This window comes from Desulfococcus multivorans, assembly GCF_001854245.1.
Taxonomy (GTDB): domain Bacteria; phylum Desulfobacterota; class Desulfobacteria; order Desulfobacterales; family Desulfococcaceae; genus Desulfococcus; species Desulfococcus multivorans.
Genome location: NZ_CP015381.1, coordinates 135,759 through 142,500, shown reverse-complemented (window position 1 = coordinate 142,500; position 6,742 = coordinate 135,759). Strand labels below are relative to the sequence as shown.

General features: G+C 53.5%; 4 protein-coding genes and 1 tRNA gene (1 of these 5 running past the window's edge). 3 read left to right on the top strand and 2 right to left on the bottom strand.

The window, feature by feature from the left end; translation table 11 throughout:
- Together dmul_RS00620 and dmul_RS00615 are read left to right on the top strand one after the other, a co-directional pair.
- On the top strand, positions 1 to 1,327 hold the 3' portion of the coding sequence (locus dmul_RS00620; RefSeq protein ID WP_070962205.1) for a hypothetical protein. The gene continues 14 nt to the left of window position 1, outside the view; 1,327 of the gene's 1,341 nt are visible here — the last part of the coding sequence; its start codon lies beyond the left edge, outside the window; it ends in the stop codon at positions 1,325 to 1,327.
- Between the two features lie 240 nt (positions 1,328 to 1,567).
- Positions 1,568 to 1,644: transfer RNA gene (locus tag dmul_RS00615), tRNA-Trp, on the top strand.
- Between the two features lie 84 nt (positions 1,645 to 1,728).
- Here the strand turns inward: dmul_RS00615 and dmul_RS00610 are convergent.
- Positions 1,729 to 3,684, bottom strand: a complete 1,956-nt coding sequence (locus tag dmul_RS00610; protein WP_020876298.1) for a GAF domain-containing protein — start codon at positions 3,682 to 3,684, stop codon at positions 1,729 to 1,731.
- A 52-nt stretch (positions 3,685 to 3,736) separates the two neighbouring features.
- Complete coding sequence (locus dmul_RS00605; RefSeq protein WP_020876297.1) at positions 3,737 to 5,515, bottom strand: SLC13 family permease; 1,779 nt, start codon at positions 5,513 to 5,515, stop codon at positions 3,737 to 3,739.
- A 357-nt stretch (positions 5,516 to 5,872) separates the two neighbouring features.
- Here dmul_RS00605 and dmul_RS00600 point away from each other — a divergent pair, with 357 nt between their 5' ends.
- On the top strand, positions 5,873 to 6,736 hold the full coding sequence (locus tag dmul_RS00600) for a flavodoxin family protein (RefSeq protein WP_020876296.1): 864 nt from the start codon (positions 5,873 to 5,875) through the stop codon (positions 6,734 to 6,736).
- Positions 6,737 to 6,742: the final 6 nt, after the last annotated feature.

Below are 6,742 nucleotides of genomic sequence, written 5' to 3'. Positions count from 1 at the left end.
GATTGAGGCAAAATTCAATCAGAGAGTTGCGTTTCATAAATATTCAGTTGCTCATATCACCCTATTTATTTCATTTGTATTATCCGGCTGTACGAGTCTGAGAGGAGCAAGTCGCGTTATCGGCTCCATGTTATCTTTTTTAGAGCTGGGGCAGCCCGTTCCATCGTGGTACAGCGGTCGCCTGTGGTTGCTTCGTCTCGGGTACTATAAGCTCCATCGTGAACAGGAGTGGGCCGATGATTGGATCTGGATTGTCGACCATACAGTCCAGTCGGGTAGTGAGAAGTGCTTGGTTATTTTAGGTGTCCGTCAAAGCAAGTTACCGGAGAACGAGCTGTATTTATCATATGAAGATGCCGAACCAATTGCCTTGCTACCGGTAACCCATTCCAATGGCGAAATTGTTTACCGGCAACTTACTCAAACTATCGAGAAAACCGGTCCACCCAGAGAAATAATCGGTGATCATGGAACCGACATAAAATCGGGGATTGAAAGATTCTGCCGGGATCATGAACAGACATGCTACATATATGATATCAAACATAAAGGTGCCGCCATACTGAAGCGCGAACTAAAAAATGACCCGCATTGGTCGGAGTTTATTCAATTGGCAGCGCAAACCGGCAAGAAAGTTCAGCAGACCTGTCTATCCGCTTTGGCGCCGCCAAATCAGAGAAGCAAGGCGCGGTATATGAATGTGGATAAACTTGTGAAATGGGGGCAGGAGAAGCTTTGCTATCTGGACATGCTGAAATCCGAGCCTGACGACCGATTCCCTCCTCGGCAGGCTGATGATAAGCTCGGGTGGCTGAACGAATATCGTGATCATCTTACAGAATGGCAGGATCTCATTGAGGTTGTCAAGACGGTGGAAGGCTACATAAAGTTTGTCGGGATATATCACGACAGCCATATCGATTTAAAAGAGGATCCGATCTTTAGCCCGCATACAGACAGGGCAAAGAGAGTCGGTGAGGAACTGCTCACTTTCATAGAGGAACAATCGCTGAAGGCAAAGCCGGGCGAGAGGCTGCTTGGAAGCAGCGAAATCATCGAATCGGTTTTTGGCAAATTGAAAAATTTGGAACAGGATCAAGTAAAAAGCGGTTTCACTGCAATGCTACTCAGCCTTGCAGCGGTTGTCTCAAAAACAAGTCATGATGTCATCCAAAAGGCGCTTGAAACAGTTCCAACGAAAAAAGTGTTCGAATGGTATAAAAAGAATATCGGTCAATCTGTTCAATCGAAAAGGAAGGAGATCATGTCAATAGCCAGAAAGACGGAACAAAAATGGGATCAAAATACTACCGTTTTTCTAAACTGATTTTCATCAGCCCAGATACGGCCTATGAAAGTCGAAATTTGAGTTACATATCGAAGTCGACCTCAAAGGGGTCATCAGATCGAAGGGGCAATGAAAAACCTTTAACGCAACTTTCGGGTTTCGTTATGATGCCCTGAAGGATGTGCCGACCTGTGAACATCGAAGGTTGAACTTGAAAATAGGTCTTGAAAATTTCATCAATCTATATTAAAGACCTTTTCCATCAATACGCGTCAATACAGGCCAGTAGCATAGTTGGTCAATGCGACGGACTCCAAATCCGTAGATCGTGGGTTCGAATCCTACCTGGCCTGCCAAACCAAAAAGAGAAGGCTATGGCATTGCTGTAGTCTTTTTTGTTATTACAGACGCCATTTGAGTTACATCTCTACACATCCAAATCATCTTTCGATTGAATTCAAACCCTCCGGTTCCGGAAAAAACAACATCACCCGAGTTTCACTGCTGCCGCGGCAATCCGCCGGACCGGCACAGGCTTCACAGCGGGAGATCTTGCCGGGACACCCGCCAGGTCTTGCAGCGGCATGGGGACAGTATCGCGAACGCATCCGGATGCTGAATCCGTATCTTTCCGAAAAGATTTTTATCCGCAGCAGATCGAGCCCCTTCCCGCCGGCATTGAAATCAAAAGGAGTTCCGGTGCTGTAGGTCGTCGGGTTTTGAATCGGAAAGAACCCCTCGAAAATCCGGCGTTGGAAAACATCCGGGACACCCACACCGAAATCATGGACAACCACCAGAATACCCCCATCTTTTTCTGTAATCGAGACGACGATTTCGCCGCCGTCCGGCGTATTTTCGACGCCGTTCCGAACCAGGCCGTCGATAATCTTCGCGAAATGGTCCTCAGGCATGCAAACGATTCCGTCAGCGTTTTCAATGAATTGGAGGCGAACCTCCCGATGGGCAAACAGCGGCTTCAGCAATTTGAGGCGGTGTCGGATGAAGGGTGCAATCCGGATGGTCGCAGGACCCGGGCCGCTCAGCCCCAAGGCATCGTGGAGTCGGTCGCGCATCCGCTTCACAATATGCGGCAAACCAACCTCCTGTGCTGCGATCAGGGCCAGATGGTCCACATACTGTTCGAAGACTTCGTCCAATCCCCGTCGCCCGTTCGCGTACCGGTTATTCATGATATCGGTTACCTCGGCCTGAATATCGGCGATCCGCCGGATGTTCCGACGGATAATTTTCATGGGCACCTCCCATTCCTCCGGCGCAACCCCGGCCAGGACATCCTCCAGAAGTCCGAAGACACCGCCCATGATGGAGACGGGTGTTTTCAATTCGTGGGAAAGATGGTTGATGGCCCTGTCCTTGGCCTGGTTCAGCGCCGATACCTCCTCGTAGGCCCGCTTCAACTCGTCGGATATCTTGGCGTTCTCGATCGAGATGGCAACGGTTCCGGCTATGGTGTTCAACAAGTCGATATCCCTGGGGGTAAACCGGCCGTCAATCCGGTTGGTCGCCGCCAGAACACCGATGGTTCGACCGCCTGTTTTGATAGGGACCTCGATCAGATTCCGCGTATGGTATCCAAACTTCCGATCTCGGTCTGGATAAGCTTTTAACCGATCGATATCATTTATGATGATTGGCTTTCCCGTCTGGATGACCTCGACGGCGGCGATCTGATCAAAATTGAACCGAAGCGCCTTGACGCGTTTCTGGATATCGGCGTCCTCATAGGACGATCCGATGAAATGATATTCCCTGGTATTCTCATCCAGGAGGATGACCAATGCGCCTTCACTACCCAGAAGCAATCGGACCTCGCTGCTGATATAGTCCAGAAGATCTCCCAGATCCCGATGCTCGGGCAGCGCAAGGCTGATGCGAAGCATGGCCCGATTCTGCGCGGCAGCCTGTTTTTCACGCGTGACGTCCTGGAGGGTGACGATGGCGCCTTCAATCTTCCCATCCGTCCCCTTGAGGGGGGCCGCCGTAAAGAACAACCATTTGCCCTCCTCCCCAAGATCCGGAAAAAAATCCTCGGCCTCGTAGGCCCCGGGGACGACCTCCGACGGCCGATATTTTCCCTTATAGTATTCGTCAAATTTTTCTCCGGGTGCGCCGTCAATGATGAAGTCCGCCATGATGGGGCGTTCATGGGCGTAAAACGGCTGCCACTGGCGCGAGGTCCCGATGATGTCCGAGGCCCGGATCCCGGTAAGGTTTTCACAGGCCCGGTTGAAATGCGTCACCCGATGTCGCTTGTCCACGGCGAATGTCGGAATGGCGCTGCTCAGGATGATTCGGGACACCTCCATGGCGCATTGCGCGGTCCCGTCTCGTCCATCCGCAGCATAATCGATTCTGGTTCCGGGCGGTTTCATAAGACTTTCCTCGCTTTCCGCTGTTCGGGTCACGACGACTTTCCGGCTCCGATCACTGCAACGGCCAGAAAAAGGGGATCATCCATGTAGCGGCGACGATGATGATGAGGTTGAGCGGAATGCCGAGTTTCATGTAGTCGGCAAAACGATAGCCACCCGGTCCATAAACCAGAAGGTTGGTCTGGTATCCGATGGGCGTCGCGAAACAGGCGCTCGCCCCGAAGCATACCCCCACGATAAAGGCTTTTGGATCCACCCCCAGTTTGAGGGCGGTTGAAACGGCGATAGGAAGCAGGAGGACGGCGGTGGCGTTGTTGCTCAGAAGCTGGGTGCTGATACTGGTCAGAAGAATGAATACGCCCAGGATCATATGAGGTGAAAAGTTCGAGACGAGGCCCAGAAAGAGGTCGGCATAAAATCGGCTGGCTCCCGTCTTCTCCATGGCGGCCCCCAGGGCGATGGTGCCCGCGATAAGCACCAGCACGTCTCCCTGAAGTGCCCGATAGGATTCCCGAATCTGAAGGCATTGCGTCAGGAGCATTAAAACCACGGCCGTCAATGCCGCCACCATGATGTTGAGGATGCCCGTCGATGCCAGAACGACCATTCCGGCAAAGATGAGCATGGCCCGCCTCGCCTTGTTTCGGTGCAGAATTTTGTGATAAACATCCTCCACCACAATGAAATCCGGGTGGGCGCGCACCTCCTCGAGGCGCCGCCAGGGGATGCTCACCAGCAGAATATCTCCGATCTTGAGACGGATATCGCGGAGCTTTGTTTCGGTATAATGCAGGCCGCTTCTTTCCACGGCTATGACGTGAATCCCCGGATCATTGAACAGAAAAATCTCCCGAAGCCGCTGCCCGATGAGGTCCGACTGGGGAGGAATGATGATCTCCACCGTGATGTTTTTCGATTCGATTCCGCCCAGATCCCCCGGGTTCTCGGGATAAGGCATGGCCACGCCGGTTTCCTGGAGCAGCAGGACCAGGTCGTTGGCGTTTCCCTTGACCAGAATATGGTCGCCCTCCATGATCGCGAGGCGGGTGTGCGTTACCTGAACGGCGCGCTCCCGACGGATCAATTCGATGGCATCGATGCTGGGATAAAACTCCCGGAAAAACTCCGGAGGATGCTGCCCGAGCAGGCGACTGCCCTGGCCGATTCGGATCTCCGTCAGGTATTTTTTCCGGTCGGCACGCTCCAGTTCGCAAGCCGGATTCGTGTTTCCCGGCAACAACCGCGGCCCTGCGACCATCAAAAACCCGATACCCAGCAGAGCGAGCGGTACGCCGACCTTGGAAAGTTCGAACATCGTAAAGGCGCCATATCCGAATCGGGCGCTCAGATCACTCACGATGATATTGGTCGAGGTGCCGATGAGGGTACAGGTGCCCCCCAGAATCGAAACATAGGACAGGGGAATGAGAAACTTGGACGGATGCAGGCCGAACCGGCACCCCATGCTCATGATGACGGGGATAAACAGAACGACGATGGGCGTGTTGTTGATGAACGCGGAAGAAACCCCGGTCATCAGGAGCATCAACAACATGGCCTTTCCCCCACTGCCGCCCGCCGCTGTGATGACCCTGTCGCTCAAAAGCGCGACGGCGCCCGTACGGGTCATCCCTTTGCTGATGAGAAACATGGCTGCAACGGTGATGACAGCCGGATTTGCGAAGCCCGCCACGGCTTCGACGGGCGTCAGGATCCCCGAAAGCGCCAAAGTGGCGATAACGCCGATGGCAGTGATGTCGACCGATATTTTTTCCGTCACCAGAAGGACAAAGGTGACCACAAGAACGGCGCTGACAATCCAAATCTCCATAGCAAAACCTTTCCTTCACACCCGGTCCCGGCATATTGACTGATTTAATTTAATCATTTTATCGCATGCTGCCTATCACCGCATCTATTTTTTTTACCCAACTTTCGACGTTCATGATGGTGACCGGATAAAGGTGCCGGCCTGTGAAAGTCGAAAGCTGAGTTTTTAAAAAAAGATCCGTCATCGTCACGGCACGATATCCACGACGCTTCGCTTTTCGGTTGACATTCGAGTATCAACTCGATTAGTTCGCATGCAAAGGAATTAAAATATTAATATCAATATCATATCGGCAGAGCTTCGGATCCGGGTACCGGCGCGGTACGGGTCGAAAGGTCTGCATCACGGGAGACAACAATGAAAACCATTCTCGGCATCATCGGATCGCCTCGAAAACTGGGCAATTGCGAAATCATGATCAAGGAAATCAGCCGGAACGTCACGGAGCCTCACGACCTCCAACTGCTCCGCCTGTCGGATTTCGACATTCAGCCGTGCAGGGGGTGCTACGCCTGCCTGCTCCAGGACGACGGCTGCGTCATTCAGGACGACTTTCAGACCGTCGTCGACGCAATCCTGGCCGCGGACGCCCTGATCGTTTCCGCACCCACCTATTTTCTCGGTCCCAATGCCGGACTCAAACGCTTTCTGGATCGGGGCATCGCCCTCTATCGCCACTCCGGGCAGTTGTGGGGAAAGCCGGCCGTGGGCATCGGCATTGCGGGAATTCCGGGACGGGAAGGATACACGCTGCTCGGGATCGAAAGTTTTATGAAGCTGATTTTGGCGGATATCCGGGCCTGCCGGCTTTTTTACGGGGCTCTGCCCGGAGAGGTTTTCATGGATGCGTCCAACCGCATGGGCGCTAAAGAGACGGCCGACGCCCTGTTTGGCGAGGCGATCCCGAAAACCGGCCCCCACTGCCCCCTGTGCGGCGGCGACACCTTTCGGCTTCTCGGAGAAAATCGCGTCCGCTGCATGCTCTGCAGCAACTCGGGGACGCTCCGCCTTTCAGGAGAAACCCCCGTCCTGGATATCCAGCGGAGTGATCACGAACTCTTCCTCACCCGGGAGGACGCCGTCGCCCACCGGGATTGGCTGGTGGGGATGAAATCTCGGTTCAAGACCCACAAAGACGAACTCAAAGCCATCAGCCTCGATTACCGCCAGGGGGGGACATGGATTCGCCCCTCCGCGGCCGCTCCAGAAAACGGTCAATAATGCCGA